Origin of the sequence: Prochlorococcus marinus XMU1406 (genome assembly GCF_017696055.1) — a bacterium.
GTDB lineage: Bacteria > Cyanobacteriota > Cyanobacteriia > PCC-6307 > Cyanobiaceae > Prochlorococcus_A > Prochlorococcus_A marinus_W.
On the sequence record NZ_JAAORG010000001.1, the window covers coordinates 187,513 to 213,668 of the forward strand.

The window sequence follows — 26,156 nt, forward strand, 5'->3', positions numbered from 1 at the left end:
TGGTTTTGAAATTAACTTTGTTCAACTCTGGCTATATCTAAAACATCTGCCATTGATTTAATTTGGTCAATTGTTTTATGAAGTTGATTATAACTTTCTAGACCTACGCAGAGATTGATAATAGCTGGTTTGCCATAAGCAGTTTTAACATTGGCATCGCTAACATTTATACCTTTATCAGATAACCGCATAAGAATATCTTTAAGGACTCCAACTCTATCAATTACTTCTATGCGGAGCTGAATTGGGAACTTATTATCGCCAGTTTTATTATCTTGATTCCAACAAACAGGTAATCTTCTCTCGAATGGAATTGGCATGACATTTTCACAATCTGCCCTATGTATGGTTATACCGTGGTTGCCGAGCGAGACAGTTCCGACAATATCCTCGCCTGGAAGTGGGGTGCAGCATTTACCTATTCTGTAATCAAGACCTTCTATCCCGGAAATTGGTGATTTAGTCGTTGTATAAGTTTTATTGGTGGATAAATTACTATTGTTTTTAAGAGATTTTGCTATTTCAGAATCAGAATCATTTTTAATATCCTCTGTCTGTAATTTTATTTCTTCTCTTAGTCTGTTTAATACTTGATGTAAAGTTAAACCACCAAAACCAAGTGATGCAAGAAGGTCTTCAGTATTTTTTAAATTGCATCGATTCGCAACTTTTTTCATAGCATCACTTGAAAGTAATGTTTCAAAACCATTTCGACCTACTTCTTTTTCGAGTAAATCTCTACCTCTTTTAATCGTCTCATCCCTATGGCTTTTCTTATACCATTGGCGGATTCTATTTTTAGCAGTTGGCGTAACTACAAAGTTAAGCCAATCCAAGCTCGGAGTGGCATTATTATTTGTCAAAATTTCTATGAAGTCACCATTTTGAAGTGCTGTAGATAATGGAGAAAGCTTTTCATTAATTCTTATTCCATTACAGTGATTTCCAACTTCAGAATGAATTCTGTAGGCGAAATCTATTGCGGTAGATCCTTTTCTTAAACCAACAACGTCTCCTTTAGGAGTAATTACAAATACTTCTTCATCAAATAAATCTTCTTTAATTGAAGCTAAATAATCATTATGATCACCTTCATTACCTTCTTGTTGCCATTCGACTAGCTGTCTTAGCCAATTAAATCTTTCAGCATTGCTTTTAGCAGGAGAACCACCCTCTTTATATTGCCAATGAGCAGCAATTCCATATTCTGCTATTTGATGCATAGAAGTAGTTCTAATTTGTACTTCAATAGGTCGATGTCTCCCAATTACTGAAGTATGTAAGGACTGATATCCATTAGGTTTTGGTAAACCTATATAATCTTTAAATCTTCCTGGAATTGGTTTGAAAGTATCATGTACAACCGCTAAAGCTCTATAACAACTATCTGAATTATCAACGATAATTCTTAGAGCAGCAACATCATAAATTTCATGAAACTGTTTTTGCTGTCTTTCCATTTTACTCCAGATGCCATAAAGATGTTTTGGTCTTCCAGTTATTTCAAAGTTTTTTAAACCTGCTGCGACTAAGTTTTCTTTCATAAGATTCAGGGTTACTTTTAATCTTTTTTCTCTATCACTCCTTTTCACAGCGATTTGATCTTTTAGATCTTGATATTCTTTAGGTTCCAGAAATTTAAACGCTAAATCTTCTAATTCCCATTTAAATCTATTTATTCCTAATCGATTAGCTAAAGGTGCATAAATCTCTCTTGTTTCTCTGGCTATTCTTTTTTTTCTCTCATCATTTAACCATTCAATTGTTCTCATGTTATGAAGTCGATCTGCCAGTTTTACTAAAACAACTCTGATATCGCTAGCCATAGCCATAAACATTTTTCTAAGATTTTCAGCTTGTGCTTCAGTCCTGTTATTAAAGTGAATACCTCCTAATTTTGTTACACCCTCCACAAGTATTTTTACTTCTAATCCAAAATTTGTTTCTATTTCGGATAAATCAACACCAGTATCTTCAACAACATCATGTAAAAGTCCTGCAGCAATAACAGATGAACTAGCACCTATTTCTTTGAGGAGATTTGCTACGGCAACTGGGTGGATAATGTATGGCTCGCCACTCGCTCGGAATTGTCCATCATGAGCTTTATAAGCAAGTTTAAAAGCCTTCACTATAAGGTTTTGATTATCATTATTTTGTTTATTTGATTTTTCAAAATTATTAATATCGTTAAGAAGCCAATCGGGTATTTTTATTTGATTATTCAAAGATTTACTTTCAAATTTTTTATTTTCAGGCAAAATAGTTTTGGAAACTTTAATTTCGTTTTTTTCTTTTGAATTTGCAGCTGCCTCAGACATTTTATATTGCTTTAGATGTATTTTATTTAGGTCTAGAAAAATTTGCTATAAAATCATGGAAATAAATAAAGAAAAAATTCTTGTAGTTAAAAATCTTACTGTTAAATATGGTTTAATACAGCAACCTATCATCAAAAATTTTAATCTTGAAATAGATAAAGGAGATCATTTGGCCATAATAGGACCCTCTGGATGTGGGAAGACTACTTTTGCAAAAACATTAGTAAATATATTGCCTGATAAAGCCACTTCTGAAGGGTATTTGGCGATTTCTAGCGTAGATCCTAGGAAAATAAATAACAAAGAAGCGCAAATATTTAGAAGAAAAAATTTTGGATTTATCTATCAAGATTCCATAAAAAAACTTAATCCACTAATGAGAGTTGGGGATCATTTATATGAATTATTTAAAACTCATGATCAAACTAAATCATCTTTACTTATAAAAAAATTAGTAAAAGAAGTTTTTCAAAAAGTAGGAATTGAAGAAAGCAGACTTGATTCTTTCCCACATCAATTTAGCGGTGGAATGAGACAGAGAGTTTCTATAGCAATGGCTCTTGCTTTAAAACCTAAATTATTAATAGCTGATGAACCTACAACAAGCTTAGATACCAAAACAAGTTTTGAAATTATGCAAGAAATTATTGAGTTATGTAATGAATTCGATACTACTTTGATTTTAATTAGTCACGATATTAATCTTGCAGCAAAGTGGTGTAAAAAAGTTGCAATAATTGAAAAAGGATTGCTTGTTGAAAAAGGAAATATATTAGATATTTTTCAATCACCAAAATCAGATATTGGGATAAAGTTAGTAAATGCCTCAAAAATATTATTAGAATTAAATGCTAAAAATAATGTTCGAGATGAGGTTGTTCTAGAGGTAAATAACTTAAGACATTGGTATAAATTAAATTCTTCAATTTTTATAAATAAATGGAATAAGGCTTTAAATGAAGTTAGTTTTAAATTATATAAGAATGAGACTCTTGGAATAGTTGGTTCTTCAGGTAGCGGTAAAAGTACATTATGTAGGGCTTTAATTGGACTTCTGAAAGTAAGAGGCGGTGAAATAAAAATTTATAATAAAAATCATGCATCAAAAAAAAATAAAATTTTTAAAAAGCACAATAATATGCAAATTATTTTTCAAGATCCTTTTTCAAGTTTGAATCCGAAAATGACAATTAAAAATATTTTGGAAGATATATTTTTTATTCAAAAAATTTCAGATAAAAGAAAAATTGAAAAAGAAATAAAACTCATGTTTAGAAATTTAAGTCTTCCTTTTAAGAGTGAATTTTTAAATTCTTATCCTAGCCAATTATCTGGTGGTCAATTGCAAAGAATTTCATTAGCCAGAGCGCTATTGTTGAAACCAAAAATTTTGATTTGTGATGAGAGCGTTAATATGTTAGATGCTTCAGTAAAAATAGAAATTCTTTCATTACTTAGAGTCTTGCAAGAAAAAATGGATTTAACCATTATCTTTATCACACATGATTTAGGAATTGCTAAAAGATTTTGTAATAGGTTGCTAGTAATGAATCAGGGAAAGATAGTTGATGAAGGAGAAAGTTCTACAATATTCACTAAAACTAAAAACATCTATACAAAATCTCTTTTAAATTCTTCTTTAAATATTATTTAGCTTTAAGAACGTTTAGTAATTTTTGAAAATCTAATGGTAATTCTGCTTCAAATATCATTTCTTTGCCATTGATTGGATGTATAAGGCCAAGCTTAAAAGCGTGTAATGCTTGGCCCTCTAATTTACATGGAAGTTTTTTGCATCTTCCATATAAAGGATCACCCACAATAGGATGATTAATGTGAGCGCAATGAACTCTTATTTGATGCGTTCGACCAGTATCTAATTTGAAATTCATTAATGAGTAATTACCCAATCTTTCTTTTAATTTCCAATAAGTGCAGGCATATCTTCCTGCAGCTTCTTCAACTACTTTATATTTCAATCTATTGAATTTATCTCTGCCAATATGTCCTACTATTTGGCCTTCTTCAGAATTAGGTGCTCCATGTATTACTGCAATATATTCGCGTGAAGCTATTTTTTCTTTTATTTGTTTCTGGAGATTTACCAATGCTTCTTGGCTTTTTGCTACCACCATACATCCGGAGGTATCTTTATCTAATCTGTGAACAATACCAGGTCTTAGTTTCCCATTAATTCCAGGAAGATCATTACAGTGAAAAAGTAATCCATTGACTAGAGTTCCTGATTTGTGTCCCGGGGCTGGATGAACAATTAGTCCTGATTGTTTATTGATTACTATGATGTGTTCGTCTTCAAAAAGGATTTCTAAATCCATTTTTTCAGGTTTCAAATATACAAGAGGTTCTGGAGGAGGCATCCAGATTTGAACATTGTCGCCATTTTTTAATGGGGTCTTTGCTTTCGCAGTCTTATAGTTTACAAGTACTAACCCTGAATTGATAAAATGTTGAATTCTTGCTCTACTTTGTTCTGGCCTTTTACTTACCAACCATCTATCTAGTCTCATAGGAAGAGGTAGCTCATAAATAATTTCTATAAGTTCACCCTCTCCAATACCGAAAGAATTTTTAGTATCTAATTCCATGGTGGGACTTCTAAAGCAATTTTACCAAGCATTTGATTTCTATAATCTTCCAATAATTTATGAGACATTCTTCTTTTATCGCCTGAGGTATGTTTTGAAGCTGCTTCATCAATCCAATCAGAAGGACTTTCAAAGCCTTTTGCAATATCAACTCCATATCTATTAGATATTTTTTTTACTGAGATATTCGCATTTTTATCTTTGTTTAGAGTGGACATAATTTTGATAAATCCAATTGCGACACTCTCTATTTCATAAGCAGCTTCTCCAATATCGTCACATAGTGCAAGATTAAGTGCTGATTTTTGATTTTCTAAATTAGGAGGTATAACACCAGGAGCATCTAGTAGATCAATACCACCATCTAATTTTATCCATCTTAAATGACGTGTGACTCCAGCTTTCCTAGCACTATCGACAACTCTTTTTTTTGCAATTCTATTAATTAATGCTGATTTACCTACGTTTGGGAAACCAAGTGTGAGGGCTCTTATTGGCCTTATTCTCATACCTCTAGAAATCCTTCTAGCATCAATTGATGATCTAGATTCTTTTGCAGATTTACAAATTTCGTTAATACCTATACCTCTTTTAGCATCACACCAATGCGGATATTGATCTTTTTCATTAAACCATTTATTCCAACTAGTTATTGTGTCAGGAGAGATCATGTCTGATCTATTAATAACAAGAATATGTTTTTTATTGTTGATCCATTTATTTAAATGTGGGTGCCCTGTTGATATTGGGATTCGTGCATCTCTAACTTCTATAACTAAATCTACTTTATTGATGACTTCAGATAATTTTTTTTCTGCTTTTGCGATATGGCCTGGGTACCATTGAATTTTGGGTATGTCCACTTCAATAAAATAAATAAAATTTTGTATTCCTTTTAATTTTTATTAGTTTCAAAAGCATTTACTTTTAAATTTTAGTATAAATTAAATAACTAAAAAAATTTTTATCATAGTTAATTTTTAAAATTTATTAAGGCATAGGTAACAGTTACTACTTTTTAACCCAATAAGTCCAAATAAACGTTAGGGTCTTAAGATTAAAATAGTTTATTTAATGTCAAAATTATCTCTTTCCAGTCTTGATAAGACACATTTAGAAGGCAAAAAAGTTCTTGTAAGAGTAGATTTTAATGTTCCATTAAATGAAAGTGGCCAGATAACTGACGATACACGCATTAGAGCAGCGATCCCAACAATTGAATATCTGATTAATAATTCTGCAAAAGTTATTTTAGCTGCCCATTTTGGAAGACCAAAGGGTCAGGTAAATGAAAAAATGAGATTAACTCCAGTAGCAGGAAGATTAACTGAATTGTTAGGAAAAAATGTAGCTCTTACTAATAGTTGTATAGGTGATGAAGCAGTTGCAGAATCAAATAATTTAGATAATGGAGATGTTCTTTTACTTGAAAATGTTCGTTTTTTTGAAGAAGAGGAAAAGAACGACTTGGATTTTGCTAAAAATTTAGCATCACATGCAGATATGTATGTAAATGATGCTTTTGGTGCTGCTCACAGAGCTCATGCTTCAACTCAGGGTGTTACTAATTATTTAAATCCCTCAGTAGCTGGATTCCTTTTAGAAAAAGAATTGAAATACTTACAAGGAGCAATAGATGCTCCAAAGCGCCCATTGGCAGCAATAGTTGGAGGATCAAAGGTGAGTAGCAAAATAGGAGTGCTTGATTCTTTACTAGATAAGTGTGACAAAATCATGATTGGTGGAGGTATGATTTTTACTTTTTATAAAGCTAGAGGTCTAGATGTCGGGAAAAGCCTTGTAGAAGAAGATAAACTTGAGCTTGCTAAAGATTTAGAAGCAAAAGCAAAAGCAAAAGGAGTTGAATTATTATTACCCACTGATGTTGTTTTAGCTAATGAATTTTCTCCTGATGCCGAAAGCAAAATATCTCAAATTGATTCAATTAGTGGGGATTGGATGGGTCTCGATATTGGTCCAGATTCCATAAAAGTTTTTCAGAATGCTCTTGCAGAATGTAAGACTATTATTTGGAATGGTCCAATGGGAGTTTTTGAATTTGATAAATTTGCAGAAGGTACAAATGCAATAGCTACGACCCTTGCTGACTTAAGTGCTTTTTCTGAAGTTTGTACAATAATTGGTGGTGGAGATTCAGTTGCAGCAGTTGAGAAAGCAGGATTAGCTGAGAAAATGTCTCATATATCTACTGGTGGTGGCGCGAGTTTGGAACTTTTAGAAGGTAAAACCTTACCTGGTGTAGCTGCTTTAAACGACGCCTAGGTTATAACTCATCAACAATATTAATACTCTTTGTGAAAGTAATCATTCCCTCAGGGTGAGCTATGATTCCTGACCAAATTTGTATACCGGGTTTTGAAGGAGCTCTTGTCATTTTAAAAATCCCCCCTGATACCAATGGCTCCAATAATATTTCTTGTTCGAAAAATGAATTAACTTGATGAGGTTTTATAGCTCCAGCAATAATGACTTCTTCAAGAGGCTCATTTAGAATTATATCAATATCATATTTTGAACCAGTAAGAACTCTATCAGGAATTTTAAAATTAATATTTATCTTTTTATCATCATTTCTTATTGTTGTGAATAAATTTTTGATAATCCCTTCAGCTATTTTTCCATTTACGATTGAAAATAAATAATCAAAATTGGATTCGAGTATATGTATTTCTCCGTTAACTATTTTTTTTCCAGAAACTTTTATTCGCAAAATATCTTTATTTGGAATATTAGATTTTAATTTTTTGATCTTCCATTTGCTTTCAGGGAAATCATTTATTATCTTTGAAAATTGTTTTTGGATATTCTGGTTATCATCATTCCTAAAATTTTTTTTTAAAAATTCTAAATCTCTAGCATTTAAAGAGCTTTCTAGATTTCTGATAAATTCAACTTTTAAAGTTTGCGTTATTGCTGGATAAGGAATAATGAGATAAATAAATAAGTAGAGAGAAACTCCTATATTTTTGAATAAGTCTAAATTAAACATATTTATTATGTGTTATTTTCATTTTACTAATTAAAGTTTTTATGTCTAAAAAAAATAATTTGTTAGTTGCAGCTAGTGGAACAGGTGGCCATATTTTCCCAGCTTTAGCCGTTTGTAAAGAGATAGAAGATGAATGGAATATTCATTGGTTGGGGGTTCATAAAAGACTTGATGGAAATTTTATTCCCAAAAAATATAATTTGAAGACTTTGAATATAAAGACACCAAGAAAAAATGTTTTTTTGTTTTATCAATATATAAAAATTTTAATGTCAACTTTACAAATAATTAGGATTTTAAAAGAAAAAAAAATTAACTTAGTTTTTACCACTGGAGGATATATATCAGCGCCTACTATTGTTGCTTCAAAACTTCTTAGGATACCTATAATTATTCATGAATCAAATTTAGTACCAGGAATGGTAACTAAATATTTTGGTTTTTTATGTAACTATGTCCTTTTAGGATTTAATAAAACAAATTCTTATTTAAAAAATTGCAAAACTATTTTTACTGGCACCCCTTTAAGAGAACAATTCTATAAATCTAATCTCTTACCAGAATGGGTTCCTAAAGGGAAAGGACCTCTTTTGATTGTTGTGGGAGGTAGTCAAGGAGCTAAAGCTATAAATCAAATTCTTCTTGAATCTCTAGAATTTTTAATGAAAAAACAGTTTCGGATAGTTCATATTGTTGGAGAATGTAATCAAAAAATCTTTCATTTAAAAAATTCAAAAAATTATGTTCAAAAGAAATTTACTAATGAAATCGCAGCTTTAATTCAAAACTGTGATCTTGTAATATCGAGATCTGGTGCAGGAATAATAACTGAACTAATAGAAACTGAAAAACCTTCAATTTTAATTCCATATCCTTATTCTAAAAATGATCACCAGGAGAAAAATGCAATGATTCTTGCTGAAAGTGGCGGCTCAGTTTTAATGAATCAAAATAATATTTCCAAAGAAGTTTTTGAAGAAACTCTAGAGAGAATTTTTAAAATAAAATTAAAAAATGGAAAAAATAACTACGAAATATTAGATCTTATGAAGAAGAATATGAAAAATAATAATAAAATTCAATCTAAAATTGAGATTAAAAAATTTATTAATTATTTTTTAAAGGAATTTTGAATTTCATTACATAAAAGAGTGTTATTTTTCTTACTCTGCAAACTTATTCTTGCCCACTTGTCGTCAAGAAATCTAAATGAAGTACATTCTCTAAGCAATATTCCCTTACTTTCTAGGTATTTTATATTTGGCGACAATGATGTTTTACTTTCTATTAAAAAAAAGTTGGTTGAAGAGTTATGAACTTTAAGGTTTTCTATTTTTGATAATTTTTTACATACTCTCTCTCTTTCAATATTTATCCAGCGGTGAATCTGACTTGTCCATTTTTCATAGAATTTCTTATTACTTAGTAATTCAATTCCGGCTTTGATAGCAAAAGAATTTAAAGGCCAAGGATCTCTATTAATTTTCCATTGTTTAAGTGTTTTCGATGAGCCAATAACGTAACCCAATCTAAGCCCTGGAATATTGAAGATTTTGGTTAAGCTTCTCAAGACTAATAAATTATCATATTTTTGGATTAATGGTATTAAAGATTCTTTATCTCCATTAGGTGTTATGGATAAGAAAGCCTCATCACAGATAACTAATTTATATTTTTTTATAATTTTCTCTAATGAATATTTCCCCCACAATTGACCAGTAGGGTTATGTGGATTTGTTATCCAAATAACATCTCCTTTAGGATAAAGCGGAAATGATTGAGGAAAAATATTTTCCCATTTTTTTGGTAATTCGCAATGAACGAAATTGCTATTCCAACAATTTAAAGATCTCTCATAATCAACAAAGCTTGGAGAGGGAATACAACTAATTCCAAATTTGGATGCTTCATACCCTGCCCAGGTTATTAGCTCAGAAGCTCCATTTCCAGGCAATATATTGTCTGGATTTATCCCATGAAATTTACCAATTATTTCTTTCAAATCACTTAAGTTTCTCTCAGGGTAATATCTAAATCCAAGATTCTTAATTTCTGCATTTAATGAATCTATTAAGATTTCAGGGGGATCAAAGGGTACTAATGAGGCACTTGCGTCAATAATTTCAGAGGGTAATAAATTTAATTTCTTTGCTTTTGCATATACATTCCCCCCATGCTTTAAGTTTGATGATTGCATTGCTAATATTTTGTAATCATTAGTTTCCGATTTATTCATTATTCATTATTCATTTTATTCTTTATTCAATCCATTTTAAATCTGATCCAATGGCTTCTTTTATATTTGATAATTTATGGTTATTGAGTTGCATTAAAATTCCTTGAAGTATATCTGGTACTAATTGTGGACCCTTATATATCCATCCTGTATAAAGTTGAATTAATGATGCTCCAGAACAAATTCTTTCCCATGCTGACTCAGGACTATCTATTCCACCAACGCCAATTAAAATAATTTTTTTATCAATATTATGTATATGTTTTATTATTTGATTTGCTTTTTTTTGTAGAGGCCTTCCACTTAATCCTCCATTCTCTTCAGAAAGTAATAATCCGGTTTGCATGATCTTTCTATTTTCAAGACCTAATCTATCTATGCTGGTGTTAGTAGCAATTATTCCATCGATGTTTTCCGCGATTATTAATTGGCAAATATCTTCAATATCTTTAAAGCTTAAATCTGGCGCAATTTTGACAAATAATGGTGGACAATTGGGTAAGTTTTTAATTTCTTTAATAAGTTCTTTTAGAAGAATTGGATCTTGCAACTTTCTTAGTCCTTCAGTATTTGGAGAACTTACGTTTATTGCTGCGTAATCACAATATGGAATTAATAATTTTAGAGATGTTAAATAATCATCTTTTGCTTGAGATAATTCTGTAATTTTTGACTTGCCAAAATTTATCCCTAAACAAATATTCTTTCTATTTTCTTTAAACTCAATTCCTTGTTCGACAAAGTTTTTAACTAGATTTTCAGCACCATTATTATTGAAACCCATTCTATTTAATGCTGCCTCTTCCTCTGCCAATCTAAACAATCTTGGTTTGGGATTTCCATTCTGTGCAAATTTAGTTACTGTACCAAGTTCAGCAAATCCAAAACCAAAATCTTTCCATATATTTGCAGCATTTCCATTTTTATCAAAACCCGCAGCTAAACCAATTGGATTACAAAAATTTATTCCACATATGTTCTGACTTAACCTTTTATCAACTATAGAAAATTCTTCATTTAGATTTTTTAGGATTGATGAAACGATAGGCCAATTATATTTCCTTGAACTGAATGATAGAAGGCTAAGAGATAAATTAGTTAAGTATTCTGCGTCAATTCCAGAGTCTCTTTTTAATACAGGGGTAATCAAGTTTTTATATAGATTTTTAAATCCTCCCTTCTGTTCATTCATAAAAAATTAGGCTTCTTTTTTTTCTATTATCCAATATTTTTTATCTTTGGGAATCAATATCCAATTACGCCATTGAAAAAGTGAATATTGTTTTATCTTTAAGTGGTTATCTTCACCTAACAAGGTGCTTAGTTCTGGTGAACTTAATAAGTACTTTTTTTCTGCAAATTTTTGAATTAATTGATTTCTTGTAAATAATTCCTGAATTTCTGAAGGTGCATTTTTTTCAAAAAAGTCTACTGAAGATTCGGACTCTTTAAAGTTACTTATTAAAGATATACCTTTACTATAGTTGGTCGCGATTTTATCAACCCTATCATTTTGTTTGTCACCGCTATGGCCCTTAACATATTCCATTACAAGGCCATTAATTCTTAATTGATCAATTTTTTGCCATAAATCAAGATTTTGAACTGATTTTCCTGAGCTTGTTTTCCATCCATTTTTTTTCCAATTAATAATCCATTTTGTATACCCTTCTATGACATATTTACTATCAGTTCTTAATTTAAAGTTCTCTTTTAATTTATAGCTTTTTAATTTCTCAAGTGTTTTTATGGCCGCAGTGAGCTCCATTCTATTATTAGTGGTATTTTGTTCGGAGCCACCTATTTCTAATTCACTGTTGTCGTCAAAAATTATTAGACCACCCCAACCACCTGGACCTGGATTGCCACTGCAGGCTCCATCAGTTGCAGCTTCAATTGCAATACTATCACTATTCATAATTTTTGAAGCCGATATTAAGATTATCGGCTTGTAAAAATCTTCTCTTACTTAAGTGTAACTTTACCGCCAGCTTCTTCAATCTCTTTCTTTAAAGATTCAGCATCTGCTTTAGCAATTCCTTCTTTTACTGTTTTTGGTGCTGACTCGACAAGTGCTTTTGCATCGCCAAGACCAAGACCAGTTGCATTCCTTACAACCTTAAGGACTTTGATTTTTGCAGCTGCATCAAAGCTTTCGAGAACTACATCAAATTCAGTTTTTTCTTCAGCAGCGCCACCATCTGCATCACCGCCAGCTGCTCCTGGAGCTGCCATTACTACACCTGCAGAAGCTGCAGCAGATACACCAAAAGCCTCTTCAATTTGCTTTACAAGCTCAGATGCTTCTAAAAGTGATAGGGATTTTAATGATTCAAGAATTTCTTCAGTTTTTGCGGACATTTTCTTAAAAGTTAATTAGGTTTTGAATTTAGGATTCTGATTTTTCAGAATGTTGTTTAAGTGATCTAGCAAGTCCAGAAGGTACTTCATTAATAGAGATCGCAATTTTTGTTGCAACGCCATTAAGAGCGCCAGCAATTTTTGCCATCAATACTTCTTTAGATGGAAGACTTGCAATTTCTTTTATTTCAGAATCGCTTAGTAGTCTGCCTTCAAATAAAGCTCCTTTGGTTTCGGATTTTTGGGTGTCTTTTTGAAAAGATTGGATAGCTTTTACAGCACCTCCAACATCTTCTTTGATTAAGACAAAAGCATTTGTTCCAGTCAGTAAAGATTCAAGATCGTTCCAATTACTATCTCCATCAATAGCTTTACGCATTAATGAATTTTTAGTAACTTTGCAAATGCCGTTAGTTGTTTGCAATCTAGATCGCAAATCTGACATTTCTTTGATAGTTAAACCTTTATAGTCAAGAACTACAGCCATTTCCGAATCGTTTAATAGAGATTTAATCTCAGTAACGATTTGTTGCTTATTCTCTAGTGTTCGGCCCATTGATGTTTTTTGGATCGTAATTTAGGGAGAGCAGGAAATGCGGCAAAGTCCTTTTAAAGAGGCCGCTTTTATTAGATCCAAAAAGAAATAATTTAAGACGAGTCCTCGGTAGGAATTAAAAATTTAGAGTAACTAAATTAACCTACTTTCTTTGGCCGTATTATTGCAATTTAAATTATACTACAACGCGTTAACCTTCAGGTTGGTAATCTTGTACAGCATTTATGTCAACTTGAACTGAAGGCCCCATTGTTGAAGTTACATAAAAAGTTTTCCAATACTTTCCCTTAGCTCCACTTGGTTTATTTTTATCAATTGATTCTTGTAAGGTTTTTAAATTGTCAAATAGAGCTTCTTTTGTGAAACTTGCTTTTCCAAACCGGACATGAACGATTCCAGCCTTATCTGCTCTAAATTCGAGCTTACCAGCTTTGAATTCTTTTATAGCATTAGCAATGTCATTAGTTACTGTTCCAGCTTTAGGATTAGGCATTAAACCTCTAGGTCCTAAAACTCTTCCTAATTTTGCAACCTTTGGCATCATATCTGGAGTCGCAATAAGTAGATCAAACTCCATATTTCCTTTGTTGATGCTTTCCACAAGATCTTCTTCGCCAAATAAATCTGCACCAGCAGCCTTAGCTTTTGATACATTCTCCCCGCTTGTAATTACTGCAATTTTGATGCTTTGGCCAGTACCATTCGGTAATGCAACAGTGGTCCTTAATTGTTGATCAGTATATTTTGGATCAATACCTAAACGTATATGTGCTTCAATAGTTTCATCAAATTTTGCATTAGCATTTTCCTTGATAATACTAAGAGCTTCAAGTGGTGCGTAAATGCGATCTTCTATCTTTGTTGATAGAGCCGCCATTCTTTTGGATAGTTTTTTCATAATAATATTGGGTGCAAACGGTTATTAACTAACCTCCCCTAAATAGTGAGAAATTTTGTATTGAACTCAATCAGTAATAGAAACGCCCATATTACGAGCAGTACCCTCAATTACTTTCATTGCTGATTCAACACTAGAACAGTTTAGATCAGGAAGCTTAGTTTTGGCTATTTCTTCTAATTGAGCTTTACTTATATTCCCAACAGAGCCTTTTGCAGATTCACCTGATCCTTTCTCTATACCAGCTGCTTTTGTTATTAAGACGGAAGCAGGAGGTGTTTTTGTGATAAAAGTAAAGCTTCTATCTTCAAAAACAGAAATCTCGACTGGAATTACAAAACCTGCTTTATCTTGTGTCCTTGCATTGTATTCTTTGCAAAATGCCATGATATTGACACCATGTTGTCCTAAAGCTGGCCCTACAGGAGGAGCAGGATTTGCTTTGCCTGCTTGTAGAGCAAGCTTGATAACTGCAACAATTTTTTTTGCCATTAGATTAGAGAATTTAAGCTGAAGTAGAAAATCATAATTTTACTCGATAAACAAGAACAATTAGAAATTAATTTTGTTTATTGATTTGGGAGAATTCTAATTCTACAGGAGTCTCGCGCCCAAATATTGATAGTAATGCTTTTAATTTATTTCTTTCTCCAGAAACTTCTATAACTTCTCCCTGGAAATCCTTGAATGGACCACTAGTTACAATGATTCTATCTTTTTCTTCAATATCTAACTTGATTACAGCTTTTTTCTCTGATGCGCGCTTAAAGATTCTATTAACTTCTTGTCTTGATAATGGTCGAGGTTTGATATGACCTCGCGATCTTCCGCTGCCTCTACCGTCTTCAGCACCGACAAAGTTAATTACATTTGGAGTACTTTTAACAGCCATCATTGTATCTTCATCCAAAATCATTCTTACGAGGACATAACCTGGAAAAACTTTTTCTTCAGTAGTTTGTCTGCTTCCATCTTTTTTTAATTTAATTCCTGGAGTTTGGGGAATTTCAATTTCAATGATTCTATTATTAACACCTAAAGTTACTGATCTCTGCTCAAGAGTCGCTTTTACTTTTTTTTCACAGCTTGATGCTACTTGAACTGCATACCATCTTGCGATGCTTGTATTTGCTTTTGAAGAAGCAAGGCTTGTAGTTAATTCATTACTCATTTTTCTGGAAGCTTAATTAAGATCTTTATTAATGGATATTCGGGAGATAATTCAACCAAAAATTTGCGAGGCTGCCCATCCATAGAATCTGCTAACAGAAGCAATGGCTGCAGCAGAAAACGATACCATAATTATAACTGCTACTGATTCGCTAAAAAGTTGTTGTTTGTTAGGCCACACGACAAGTTTAAGCTCATCGTAGGTAGATCTAAAAAAATTATTATTTTTTTTAGGCTCTTCAACTTCAGGAGAATCCTTTTTAAGAGGTTCTTTATTAGTAGTAGGACTTGTCACAAAATTTTTTTTGAAATTAAGCTTTAGGCTTTAATTTTTATTTTAGCTTATTGATTTACTCCTCAGCTAGGTTTGAAAACGATCTCATCTTTTTTAGCAGGGTTAAGTTTAATTGTTATATTTTTTTTGTTTTTGAAGTTATCCTCTAAAAGTTTTGCAGCCAAGGGATTTTCTATTTGTCTTCTAAGTTCCCTGCTAAGTGGCCTAGCACCATATTCAGGTTCGTAAGAATCGTTTGCAATTTTATTAATAACTTTTTTGTCTATAGCTATATTTATTTTCTGTTCAAGTAGCAGGTTTTTTAAATCTTCTGTTTGTAAAATTATTATTTTTTGAAGTTCATCAATAGATAATGGATTAAACTTTACAACTTCGTCAATTCTATTTAAAAATTCAGGTCTAAAAATTGAAGACAATGTATTACTAATGGAATCATCTAAGATTTGTTGGTCTTTTTCTAACTTTCCCTCACTTTTAGAAATCTTTTGTGAATACTCCAGTATAGATTTACCCGCTAGGTTGCTTGTCATAATGATTACGGTATTTTTGAAGTCTACGGTCCTTCCTTGAGAGTCCGTTAATCTTCCCTCATCTAAGACTTGTAAAAGGATATTAAAAACTTCTGAATGTGCTTTTTCTATCTCATCAAGAAGTATTACTGAATAGGGTTTACGTCTTACAGCTTCAGTTAATTGACCTCCCTCTTCATAACCAACATAACCTGGAGGAGCTCCCAAAAGTCTTGCTACGGCATTTTTCTCCATATATTCACTCATGTCTAATCTTAAAAGTGCGTCTTCTTCATCAAATAAAGCTGTTGCAAGAGATTTTGCTAATTCTGTTTTACCAACACCTGTAGGACCCATAAATAAAAAAGATCCGATAGGTCTTTTAGGACTTTTCATGCCAACGCGAGCTCTTCTAATTGCAGCAGAAACAGCTTCTATAGCTTTTTCTTGTCCAATAACTTTTTCACTAAGTTCTATTTCTAGATTGACTAATTTCTTACGTTCATTTGAAACTACTTTAGAAATTGGAATACCTGTAATTTTTGAGACAACATCCGCAATATCATCAGGTTCAACTTGATATTTAAAAGGGAAATTTCTATTTTTCTTTATTTTATTAAAGTTCTCTTCAACTTTTTGTATTTCATTTTCTATTTCATTTAACTCTTCTTCAAGCTTTTCTAAATAATCCAGATCATTTTCAATTTTGCGATTTGATTTATCTTTAATTTGTTTTGTTAGCTTATCTTCTTCTTTCATTAAAATAGATAATTGCTCCATTTCTTCCCTTAAAATGTTCCAATTGTCCAAAAGAACGTTCAATTTTGACTCTGATTGTTGCCTCATATTCAGCAGTTTTTCTTGAGCTTCGATATTTTCTCCTTGCAAATTATTCAGTTTTTCATTAATAGTATGAAGTTTATTTTCTTGTTGGAGAATTATTTGAGGCTTTTTATTAGACTCGATTTTTAACTCTGCAGCTGCTTCATCAATTAAATCTATTGCTTTATCAGGAAGACATTTATCACTGATGTATCTGTCGGCCAATTTTGCAGAATAGTTTACAGCTTCTTCAGAAATTTTTATTCCATGATGTGATTCATATTTCTTTTTTATACCTTGCAGTATTTTTGCGCTTAATTCTACTGAAGGTTCATTAACAACTATCTTTTGAAAGCAATTATTTAATGCCTGATCTTTTTCAATAGTTTCACGAAATTTCTCAGGAGTTGTTGTACCGATACATCTAAGTTCTCCTTCAGCCAGTAAAGGTTTTAAGATATTGCTAATGTCGGTAGAAGATCTTTCAGAACTTAATATTGAATGAATTTCATCAATAAATAGAATCATTCCTTGGTTTGGATTGCTTAGTTCTTGCATTATTAAGCTTAGCCTTTCTTCTAGTTGGCCTCTAAATTTTGTCCCAGAAACTAAAGCACCTAAGTCAAGCGAAATAATTTTAAAGTCTGTTAAAGAATCAGGAACTTTTTTGTCTACAATTAATTGCGCAAGTAATTTTGCAATTGAGGTTTTACCAACTCCAGGATTGCCGATAAGTATAGGATTATTTTTGTTTCTTCTGCAAAGTACCCTCATTAAATTATTGATCTCATTTTCTCTCCCTAAAACAGGATCCAGTAAGCCTTTTGTAGCTGATTCTGTTAAATCTTTTCCATAAATTAAGAGAGCATTTTCATCTTTCCCAACTTGTTTTTTGGTTTCAATTTGAAGTTTACTTTTGGGTAATGGGACAATAGTTTCTTTAAATTTTTCTTCTTTAACTAAAGTCTCTTTATTTGATTGATTATTTATTTCAAGTACATTCTCATAATTAAAAGAATCTTTTGATTGATTAATATTTGGGAAAAACTTTAATTCTTCTTCTAATTTTTCCATCGAAAGGTTGCCTTCTTCAAAAACATAATTTCCAATTCTTAAATCTCTTCCAAGAGCAATTAGTAAATGAGGGATTTCTATGAATCTCGATCCCCATTGAATTTTAATCTGATTCGCATTATCTAATAAAATTTCTAAATCTTCTCCGATAGTAAAAATATCTGACTCATTTGTTGGAGTATCTTCTAAAAAATCTTCTGTTATATCTAAAACTGTATCTTGGTCAATTGATAATTTTTCTATAAAAGCAAAAAATTCACTTGATGAGAACAATGTATGAATTATGTGTTCAATATTAAACTCGCTATGATCCCATTTTTTTGCTGTTTCTTCCCCTAATAAAAGAAGATTCCAACTGATATCGCTAAATAGTTCAGGACTGGATGTAAGTGTTTCTCTCATAAACTATAAAAACTATAGTTGATTATTAATTAATATTCTAAATAGTATCTGCATTAATAATCATCCAATAATTTTTAAATTGTAAGATGAATTTGAAAAATATGTTCATAAGAGGGGTTGCAGGGACTTTAGAATTAATAAAAGCGTTAACTAATATTTGAGTTGTTATGAAACTAAAAATTATAATTGTTTAACATATATATTTCAGATATTAGCCAAATAGTTCAGCTATTAATAGGATTTAAATAGTAATAATTAAATTGTGAAAGAAACTATTGATTTTCTTATTGATACTATTGAAGCAAGGCAAGTCCTTGATTCAAGAGGTAATCCAACTGTAGAGGCAGAAGTATTTTTGGAATGTGGTGCAAGTGGTAGAGCAATTGTTCCCAGCGGAGCTAGCACTGGTGCTCATGAGGCACATGAATTAAGGGATGGTGGTTCAAAATATATGGGGAAGGGTGTTTTAAATGCTGTTAATAAAATTCATGAAACAATATCCCCGGCTTTATGTGGTTTGTCAGCTTTAGATCAAACTGCAGTAGATAAATTAATGATTGAAATTGATGGAACTCCTAATAAATCTAACCTTGGAGCAAATTCAATCCTTGCAGTAAGTCTTGCAACTGCCAGAGCATCAGCAAATGCTTTAGACGTTCCACTATATAGGTATCTTGGAGATCCATTATCCAATCTCCTTCCAGTCCCATTAATGAATGTAATAAATGGTGGTGCTCATGCACCAAATAGTCTTGATTTTCAGGAATTTATGCTTGTCCCACATGGAGTTAATAATTTCAGTGAATCATTAAGAATGGGTACTGAAATTTTTCACTCATTAAAATCATTACTTGATCAAAAAGGTCTATCTACTGCTGTAGGGGATGAGGGTGGATTTGCACCTAATTTGTCATCAAGCGAAGAAGCAGGGGACTTATTATTAGAAGCAATTCAAAAAGCCGGATTTAAGCCTGGTGAGCAGGTATCTTTAGCTTTAGATGCTGCTAGTACTGAATTTTATAGTGATGGTATTTATAAATATGAAGGTAAAAGTTTAAATAGTTCTGAAATGATTTCATATCTTTCAAGATTAGTTTCTAATTATCCAATAGTTTCAATAGAGGACGGTTTAGCTGAGGATGATTGGGAGGGTTGGTCAGAATTAAACAAAGAATTAGGAAATAAAGTTCAGCTTGTAGGTGATGATCTATTCGTTACTAATACAGAAAGATTAAGGAAAGGGATTATGGAAAAATCTGCCAATTCAATCCTAATAAAGGTAAATCAAATTGGAACATTAACTGAAACTTTGGAAGCTATTGAGTTAGCTAAAATATCTGGTTTCACAAGTGTTATTAGTCATAGAAGTGGTGAGACTGAAGATACAACAATTGCAGATTTATCTGTAGCCACAAGAGCGGGTCAGATCAAGACAGGCTCGTTAAGCAGAAGTGAAAGGATTGCAAAATACAATAGGCTTTTAAAAATTGAGGAGGAATTGGGAAATCAAGCAAGATTCGCTGGAGCTTTAGGATTAGGTCCCAAAAATATATAGTTTTTAGCGCTTAAGTTTTTCTAAACGTGAGCCTTTTCTCATACTTAATTGGCACTTTATCCAATCAATACTTATTGGTAGTGCAAAAAAAAGTGGCAACAATGCAAAATTATTTTGTTTATTGGTTACTAGTAAAGCAGATGCAATTGATAAGCTTCCTATAAGAATTGAATGGCCTAAAGTTTTTTGAGCAGTAAACATTTTTTTGAATTGCCTATCAGACTCTCCCATTCTTATTTGCAATTGTAAATCGCCCTGCTCTAATCTTTCTAAACTTTCATCTATTCTTTTGGGAATGCCAACAGCTTTCGATCCTAGTTCACCTACTTGCCTTCCAAATTGGTTAATTAAATCGTTGGGAGTTTGATTATTTGAAGTCATAAGTTCTATTAAATAAGGCTTGGTAACTGATACAAGGTTAAACCCTGGATCAAGCATTCTACCAACTCCTTCAAAAGTTGATAAAGCTCTCATCACAAAGATTAAATCTACTGGTAGTTGAAATGGTGTTTCATAAACAAGTTCGTATAAATCTCCAGATAATTTTTCAATAATATTTGGACTAAATGGTGGAGTTAAGGCTTCTTTAAGCATCAATCTGACTAATCTTCTGACTGGTCCTACATCAATATCTTTTGAAATTAGTCCAGCTTGTTGTAATTGACTGACAAGTGATGAGGCGTCTCTTAAAGCAGCAGCCTTAACCATCCCCCCTAATCTTGTTTGAAGATTATTTGAGATATTGCCCATCATTCCAAAATCATAAAAAATCAATTTACCTTCATTTGAAACTGCTAGATTCCCTGGATGAGGGTCTGCATGAAAAAAACCGTAATTTACTAATTGTTTCAAATAACTGATGGCGCCTATTTCTGCGATTTTAGGTAAATCAATTTCTTGTGATTGTAATTTTTCTAAATCGCTTATTTTTGTTCCTTCTAGATAACTTAAACAAAGGACTTTTTCACTGCTCATATCCCAAATTACTTCAGGAACTTCAACATTTTCATCATCAAGAAATTGCTGTCTAAATCTTGCTGCATATTGTGCTTCAGAATTAAAATCAAGCTCCTTCATGAGAACTTTCCTACACTCTTTAGCAATCTCAACCCAGTTTCTACCTCGACTCCAATTCTTATTTTTCTGCAATAATCCTGCTATTTGCTGCATTATGCCCAAATCTATAATAAACAATTCTTTTAAGTTAGGCCTTTGAACTTTAAAAACTACTTTCTTACCATCTTTTAAAGTCGCCCTATGGACCTGAGCTAGTGATGCTGATCCAACCGGTTCACATATTATTTGATCTATTTCATTAAACTTACATCCTAGTTCTTCTCTTATAGTTTCTTCAACTTGCGCAAATGAAAAATTAGGAACTTGATCCTGCAATTTAGACAATTCCTGTATCCAGGTATTAGGAATTAAATCAGGTCTCGCTGATAATAATTGTCCAATTTTAATAAATGCTGATCCAAGCGTTATTAATTGATTAGTAAACCACCTAGCTCTTTTAATTTGGACCCTACTTTTTTCATTATTCTTATTTTGGAAAATTGTAAATCTGATATTATCTATCCATAAATTTATTAAAAGCGAAATCAGAGTTATCCAAATAAGAAAGGCCCTCTTCAATTTTTTTAAAGGATAATGAAGAATGTGATAACTCATTTAATTTGATTATTTATATTTTTGTTAAAGAGATCAATTTGCTTATTGATACCTTCAATTTCATTTAAAGCTTTATTTATTTTGGAATCTTGATAAGTATTTTTAGACTCATTTTCTTGAATATTTTCGGCTTTTTCCAGTCTTGATGCTTCTTCGATTATGGATTCTTTTAAACTATCAAATTCTTTTTTGAGAATTTCTGGAGCGTCCTGTGCAATATTTGTTGCTTCTTCAATTTTTTCAACCAATATTTCGTTTAATTTTTCGGTTACTTTCTTAATGGCAGCTTTTAAAAGGTAATCAGAGTTGGTCATGAAAAATATAATGTTTCAACGGCAATTGATTTTTCGATATGACCTAATAATAGATCAATACAGAACATTTCACGTAACTGATCATTTTGATAATTAATTTTTTATGTTTTTCCTATGTAAGTTTGTTTCTATATTAAGCTTTTTTCTCTTTTTTCTTTTAACTTATATCTATATAAAGGTTCAGGTATTTACTCTAAAAATATCTTCTAACCAAGAACTCATCTAATTAACTACTAAAAAAGGAGTTTTTAAAAATTGGAAATCATTGAGTCAGATGTAGTTATTATCGGAGGAGGCCCCGCCGGATGTACTTGCGCACTTTATACATCTCGTTCAAACTTAAAGACAGTAATTTTAGATAAAAATCCATCTGTTGGCGCCTTAGCAATAACTCATCAAATAGCTAATTATCCAGGTGTTCCGGTTGATATAAGTGGAGAAAAATTACTTACTCTAATGAGAGAGCAGGCTGTGCAATACGGCACAGATTATAGAAGAGCGCAAGTGTTTGGAATAGACGCTAGTGGAGAATGGAAAATGGTTTATACGCCCGAAGGTACTTTCAAAGCTAAAGCACTTGTACTTGCAAGTGGAGCCATGGGTAGGCCTGCATCATTTAAGGGCGAAGCCGATTTTCTTGGCAAAGGAGTAAGTTATTGTGCTACATGTGATGGGGCTTTTTATAAAAATAGAGAAGTTGCCGTTGTTGGAGTGAATAAGGAGGCAATTGAGGAGGCAACTGTTCTAACTAAATTTGCATCAACTGTGCATTGGATTACATCAAGTGATCCTAAATCAGATAATGAAGAAGCTATGGAATTGATGGATAATTCAAATATAAAACATTGGAGTAGAACAAGATTATTGGAAATATTGGGCGATGATATGGGAGTGAATGGGGTTGTTGTGAAAAATAAACAAGAAGAAAATCCTATCAATTTAAATTTAGATGGAGTGTTTGTCTACATGAGTGGTTCAAAGCCGATTACTGATTTTTTAGGGGATCAAATTGCTTTAAAAGAAGACGGAGGAGTTATTGTTGATGATTTTATGTCTACAAACTCTGATGGAGTATGGGCTATTGGAGATATAAGAAATACACCATTTAAGCAAGCCGTAGTTGCGGCTTCTGATGGATGTATTGCTGCAATGTCAATTGATAGATACTTAAATAGTCGAAAAAATATAAGAGTTGATTGGATTCATTCTTAAAAATAAATCTTGCTTCTCTAATTTAAAGGGGTGTTGCTTCTGAAATATAAGCAACTCCTCCGTAGTAGCTTAAATCGTCTCTTATGTTATCTCTCATTTTATCTATTAATTCTTGCTCACAAAAAACAATTACATGAGCATTTGCTCCTAATCCTGTAAATTCCATATCTTCAGTAACAACTCTTTCAGGCCCTCTGCCTGTAGCGTGTTTCATAACTGTATATCCAGGAACATTAGCTTTTTCTAATGTTTTAATGATTGCATCTAGTTCTCTTTCACTAAATATCAAGTCTAATCTTTTCATTTTTATAGAGGGGACAATGGGATAATGGTATTTACTAAACTCATATATATGGGAATGCCAAGAACTATATTGAATGGGAAAGTTAGACCTAGTGTAGTTGAAATATAATAACTAGATTTGGCTTCTGGAACTGTCATCCTCATCGCTGTAGGAACTGCTAAATAAGAGGCGCTTGCACATAAAACCACAAATAAAAGTGCGTTGCCAGGACCTAAAGATAAAAATCTTGCAACGAAAACACCAATAAATGCGTTAAACAAAGGCATAAAAATGGCAAAGCCAATCAAGAAAGAACCCGCATTCTTAAGTCTCGGCAATCTTTGAGCAGCGACTATTCCCATATCTAGCAAGAAGAAGCATTCTGCTCCATAGAATAATTGTCCAGTAAAAGGCTCCATTTTTGCAATCCCTGAGGGATTACTGGAAGCAGTCAGAAATCCTACAATTAAGCTTGAGAGCAATAAATAAACTGATCCATTCAAAAGTGATTCGTGTAAAATTGCGCTTAGATGCATTTTTCTTGATTTTGGTCTATTTTGGGGAGCTGCAAATTTTACAAGTAATAATCCAACAATTATTGCAGGAGATTCCATTAAAGCTAAGGCGCCAACCATAAACCCATCAAAGGCTATTTTTTGACTTTCCAAAAAACTTTCTGCGGAAATAAATGTCACAGCACTAATTGAACCGTATGCTGCTGCTATTGCAGCTGAATTAAAGACATCAAACTTAAATCTTAAAATTAAAAATCCAATCAGCGGGATTAGAAGTGACATCAGTATTGCAGCACTTAAAGTAGGCAATACTTGATCTGTAAAACCACTTTTCTGTATCTCTATACCTCCTTTAAACCCAATAGCTAGTAGCAGATATAAGGAGAAGAGTTTAGGTAATGGAGCTGGTATTTCTAAATCAGATTTAAAGAGTACCGAAATTGCTCCAATCAAAAAGAAAAGAACGGGCGGGGCTAATACATTTTGCAGAATTGGATTTATTTCCATAAATTACTAGGATATTTCATTTAGAGCAGTTTCTAAAGCTTCTTTTCTTGTTTCAATAATGCCTTCAACTCCAAACTTAGCTAATCTATCTTTTACTTTTTCATTAGCACCAGCAACAAATGCTTTTCTGGAATTATTTTTTGCTTCTTGCATCATATCCTCTATTGCAAGAGTCGCGGTAACTCCAAGTCGTGGTACATCAGTAATATCTAATATCAAAACTTTGTAGTTTCTTACAAGCATCATTCTCTCAGATATGCCTTTAGCTGCTCCAAAACTAAGTGGACCTTTAAGTCTAAAAAGCATTACCTCGCCTGAACATCTATCTAGAAGTGCTTTTTCATCAGCAGGCAAAGCATTTTTCCCTTGATCATCTTCTGATAAAGGATTATCCTCATCCATACCTTCTAGTTGAGTTTCGGTTATTGAATCAATAGTGAGCATATTTGCTATGAATACACCGACTAAAACTGCCCAAATTAAATCCCAAAAAACAGTCATTAAAAGTACTCCGTACATTACTAATGATGTTTTTAAAGATAATTTGTGAGCCCTCCTCAAGAATCCCCAATCAATAATATCTAGACCTACTTTTATAAGAATTCCTGCTAGCAATGCAGTTGGTATTTGCTCAGCCAAAGGTCCTGCACCAACTAAAACTATCAACAACACAACCGAGTGAACCATACCAGAAATTGGAGTTGATCCTCCAGATTTAACATTTATAACTGTTCTCATTGTTGCTCCTGCTCCAGGTAAACCTGAAAACAGACCTGCAACAGCATTTCCTATTCCTTGACCAATAAGTTCTCTATCAGAATTATGTTTTGTTTGAGAGATATTGTCTGCTACAAGAGATGTCAGTAAGGAGTCAATTGCGCCAAGAACTGCTAGGACTAATCCTGCTTTGAAAATAATTGGGAAATATTGATTAAAACTTGGGAAATTTAAAGATGGAATTCCCCTTGGGATTTCTCCAATTCTATCAATAGCTCCATCTCCAAAAATTAATATTGATATTGGGGTAACTATCAATAGGGCCAAGAGAGGAGAAGGAACCCACTGACTTATTTTTCTAGGAGTAAGAAATACTATACCTAGTGTCATTATTGCTACTCCAATAGCAGCACCATTGGGCTGGAAATTTGAAAATACAGTAGTTAAAGATTCGACAACTCCACCTCGAGTGCTAATTCCAAGTAATGGTCCAATCTGAAGCGCAATTATTATTACTCCAATACCAGACATAAATCCTGAAACAACAGAATATGGAACTAAAGTAATGTATTTACCTAATTTTAAAATTCCGAATAATATTTGCAGTAAGCCGCCAATGACTACCGCTGCCATAACTAAAGGTAAAATTTGTCCTGCAGAAAGATCTCTTGGAACCCCTATGGCTGCTAAGCCTGCCACTACACCTGCAACAGTAACACTCATGGGACCTGTAGGTCCACTAACTTGAGCAGGTGTTCCGCCGAATAATGCTGCTAAAAAACCAACTACTACTGCTCCATATAGTCCATAAATTGCTCCGCCAGGTCCTAACGCAGCATTACCAAAAGCAAGAGCGAGAGGTAAAGCTACCACTGCGGCTGTGATGCCTCCAAGAATATCGCCTCTTACATTTTTTAGATGAAATCCATTAATTATTTTCAAAGATGCTCTCCTTAAAATAAATACTTAACTAGAAGATATTATCTCTAAATGACGTAAATTTGTGAAAAATGAACTTTGTGCAAAATATTTTTGTAACTTTTTTTCTCTTATTTACATAAATTTTAGTTAATTTTCCTGAACAAAAGGAGTCTCTGATTGATTTAAGTGTGAGGTGAGCGA

General features: G+C 32.4%; 24 protein-coding genes. 5 read left to right on the top strand and 19 right to left on the bottom strand.

Features of this window, described 5'->3' with window-relative positions; all coding sequences use genetic code 11:
• Positions 1 to 11: 11 nt before the first annotated feature.
• Positions 12 to 2,321: a RelA/SpoT family protein gene (locus HA149_RS01020; RefSeq protein WP_209112235.1), complete on the bottom strand. Its 2,310-nt coding sequence runs from the start codon at positions 2,319 to 2,321 to the stop codon at positions 12 to 14.
• Positions 2,322 to 2,376: 55 nt separating this feature from the next.
• Here HA149_RS01020 and HA149_RS01025 point away from each other — a divergent pair, with 55 nt between their 5' ends.
• Positions 2,377 to 3,975 (top strand): ABC transporter ATP-binding protein, encoded by a 1,599-nt coding sequence (locus HA149_RS01025; protein WP_209112238.1) that lies wholly within the window; start codon positions 2,377 to 2,379, stop codon positions 3,973 to 3,975.
• Here HA149_RS01025 and HA149_RS01030 read toward each other — a convergent pair.
• Both HA149_RS01030 and ylqF read right to left on the bottom strand, forming a co-directional pair.
• Positions 3,968 to 4,927: an RluA family pseudouridine synthase gene (locus HA149_RS01030; protein WP_209112240.1), complete on the bottom strand. Its 960-nt coding sequence runs from the start codon at positions 4,925 to 4,927 to the stop codon at positions 3,968 to 3,970. The two genes, HA149_RS01025 and HA149_RS01030, sit on opposite strands and share 8 nt — an antisense overlap.
• Positions 4,918 to 5,790: a ribosome biogenesis GTPase YlqF gene (gene ylqF / locus HA149_RS01035; RefSeq protein ID WP_209112242.1), complete on the bottom strand. Its 873-nt coding sequence runs from the start codon at positions 5,788 to 5,790 to the stop codon at positions 4,918 to 4,920. Before ylqF ends, HA149_RS01030 begins: the two co-directional genes overlap by 10 nt.
• A gap of 211 nt (positions 5,791 to 6,001) precedes the next feature.
• Here ylqF and HA149_RS01040 point away from each other — a divergent pair, with 211 nt between their 5' ends.
• On the top strand, positions 6,002 to 7,210 hold the full coding sequence (locus HA149_RS01040; protein ID WP_209112244.1) for a phosphoglycerate kinase: 1,209 nt from the start codon (positions 6,002 to 6,004) through the stop codon (positions 7,208 to 7,210).
• A 1-nt stretch (position 7,211) separates the two neighbouring features.
• On the opposite strand, the gene HA149_RS01045 is transcribed toward HA149_RS01040, so the two are convergent.
• Complete coding sequence (locus HA149_RS01045) at positions 7,212 to 7,937, bottom strand: hypothetical protein (RefSeq protein WP_209112247.1); 726 nt, start codon at positions 7,935 to 7,937, stop codon at positions 7,212 to 7,214.
• A 41-nt stretch (positions 7,938 to 7,978) separates the two neighbouring features.
• On the opposite strand from HA149_RS01045, the gene HA149_RS01050 reads away from it, so the two are divergent.
• On the top strand, positions 7,979 to 9,070 hold the full coding sequence (locus HA149_RS01050; RefSeq protein ID WP_209112249.1) for a UDP-N-acetylglucosamine--N-acetylmuramyl-(pentapeptide) pyrophosphoryl-undecaprenol N-acetylglucosamine transferase: 1,092 nt from the start codon (positions 7,979 to 7,981) through the stop codon (positions 9,068 to 9,070).
• Here the strand turns inward: HA149_RS01050 and HA149_RS01055 are convergent.
• From HA149_RS01055 to HA149_RS01100, 10 genes are all read right to left on the bottom strand, one after another.
• On the bottom strand, positions 9,049 to 10,173 hold the full coding sequence (locus HA149_RS01055) for a pyridoxal phosphate-dependent aminotransferase (RefSeq protein ID WP_209112251.1): 1,125 nt from the start codon (positions 10,171 to 10,173) through the stop codon (positions 9,049 to 9,051). The genes HA149_RS01050 and HA149_RS01055 overlap by 22 nt on opposite strands.
• Positions 10,174 to 10,195: 22 nt before the next feature.
• The gene (locus HA149_RS01060; protein ID WP_209112253.1) at positions 10,196 to 11,365 is read right to left on the bottom strand and encodes a quinone-dependent dihydroorotate dehydrogenase; all 1,170 of its coding nucleotides are present in this window, start codon (positions 11,363 to 11,365) and stop codon (positions 10,196 to 10,198) included.
• Positions 11,366 to 11,371: 6 nt separating this feature from the next.
• Positions 11,372 to 12,091, bottom strand: coding sequence for a ribonuclease HI (gene rnhA, locus HA149_RS01065; protein ID WP_209112255.1), 720 nt, complete (start codon positions 12,089 to 12,091; stop codon positions 11,372 to 11,374).
• Between the two features lie 47 nt (positions 12,092 to 12,138).
• Complete coding sequence (gene rplL, locus HA149_RS01070; RefSeq protein ID WP_011817694.1) at positions 12,139 to 12,534, bottom strand: 50S ribosomal protein L7/L12; 396 nt, start codon at positions 12,532 to 12,534, stop codon at positions 12,139 to 12,141.
• 28 nt (positions 12,535 to 12,562) lie between these two features.
• Complete coding sequence (gene rplJ / locus HA149_RS01075; RefSeq protein WP_209112257.1) at positions 12,563 to 13,090, bottom strand: 50S ribosomal protein L10; 528 nt, start codon at positions 13,088 to 13,090, stop codon at positions 12,563 to 12,565.
• Between the two features lie 190 nt (positions 13,091 to 13,280).
• Positions 13,281 to 13,988: a 50S ribosomal protein L1 gene (gene rplA, locus HA149_RS01080; protein WP_209112259.1), complete on the bottom strand. Its 708-nt coding sequence runs from the start codon at positions 13,986 to 13,988 to the stop codon at positions 13,281 to 13,283.
• Between the two features lie 66 nt (positions 13,989 to 14,054).
• The gene (rplK, locus tag HA149_RS01085; RefSeq protein WP_002805232.1) at positions 14,055 to 14,480 is read right to left on the bottom strand and encodes a 50S ribosomal protein L11; all 426 of its coding nucleotides are present in this window, start codon (positions 14,478 to 14,480) and stop codon (positions 14,055 to 14,057) included.
• A gap of 67 nt (positions 14,481 to 14,547) precedes the next feature.
• On the bottom strand, positions 14,548 to 15,159 hold the full coding sequence (gene nusG, locus HA149_RS01090) for a transcription termination/antitermination protein NusG (protein ID WP_032517322.1): 612 nt from the start codon (positions 15,157 to 15,159) through the stop codon (positions 14,548 to 14,550).
• 51 nt (positions 15,160 to 15,210) lie between these two features.
• On the bottom strand, positions 15,211 to 15,453 hold the full coding sequence (gene secE / locus HA149_RS01095; protein WP_079317897.1) for a preprotein translocase subunit SecE: 243 nt from the start codon (positions 15,451 to 15,453) through the stop codon (positions 15,211 to 15,213).
• Positions 15,454 to 15,515: 62 nt separating this feature from the next.
• Positions 15,516 to 18,260, bottom strand: a complete 2,745-nt coding sequence (locus HA149_RS01100; RefSeq protein WP_209112261.1) for an ATP-dependent Clp protease ATP-binding subunit — start codon at positions 18,258 to 18,260, stop codon at positions 15,516 to 15,518.
• A 262-nt stretch (positions 18,261 to 18,522) separates the two neighbouring features.
• On the opposite strand from HA149_RS01100, the gene eno reads away from it, so the two are divergent.
• Positions 18,523 to 19,815 carry a phosphopyruvate hydratase gene (gene eno / locus HA149_RS01105; RefSeq protein ID WP_209112263.1) on the top strand — a complete coding sequence of 431 codons (1,293 nt, stop codon included), beginning with the start codon at positions 18,523 to 18,525 and terminating at the stop codon, positions 19,813 to 19,815.
• 3 nt (positions 19,816 to 19,818) lie between these two features.
• Here eno and HA149_RS01110 read toward each other — a convergent pair whose 3' ends face one another.
• Positions 19,819 to 21,486, bottom strand: coding sequence for an ABC1 kinase family protein (locus tag HA149_RS01110; protein ID WP_209112265.1), 1,668 nt, complete (start codon positions 21,484 to 21,486; stop codon positions 19,819 to 19,821).
• Entirely contained in the window at positions 21,483 to 21,800 is a 318-nt protein-coding gene (locus HA149_RS01115; RefSeq protein ID WP_209112267.1) for a hypothetical protein, read from the bottom strand. The genes HA149_RS01110 and HA149_RS01115 overlap by 4 nt, the downstream gene beginning before the upstream one ends.
• Positions 21,801 to 22,055: 255 nt before the next feature.
• Between HA149_RS01115 and HA149_RS01120 the strand changes: the two genes are divergently transcribed.
• Complete coding sequence (locus tag HA149_RS01120) at positions 22,056 to 23,012, top strand: NAD(P)/FAD-dependent oxidoreductase (RefSeq protein ID WP_025913212.1); 957 nt, start codon at positions 22,056 to 22,058, stop codon at positions 23,010 to 23,012.
• Between the two features lie 22 nt (positions 23,013 to 23,034).
• Here the strand turns inward: HA149_RS01120 and HA149_RS01125 are convergent, their stop codons facing one another.
• The 3 genes from HA149_RS01125 to HA149_RS01135 are packed head-to-tail and all read right to left on the bottom strand — an operon-like array spanning position 23,035 to position 25,976.
• Positions 23,035 to 23,316: a P-II family nitrogen regulator gene (locus HA149_RS01125; protein ID WP_002805886.1), complete on the bottom strand. Its 282-nt coding sequence runs from the start codon at positions 23,314 to 23,316 to the stop codon at positions 23,035 to 23,037.
• Between the two features lie 2 nt (positions 23,317 to 23,318).
• Entirely contained in the window at positions 23,319 to 24,317 is a 999-nt protein-coding gene (locus tag HA149_RS01130; RefSeq protein WP_209112269.1) for a sodium-dependent bicarbonate transport family permease, read from the bottom strand.
• A gap of 6 nt (positions 24,318 to 24,323) precedes the next feature.
• Positions 24,324 to 25,976 carry a SulP family inorganic anion transporter gene (locus HA149_RS01135; RefSeq protein WP_209112271.1) on the bottom strand — a complete coding sequence of 551 codons (1,653 nt, stop codon included), beginning with the start codon at positions 25,974 to 25,976 and terminating at the stop codon, positions 24,324 to 24,326.
• Between the last annotated feature and the right edge of the window lie 180 nt (positions 25,977 to 26,156).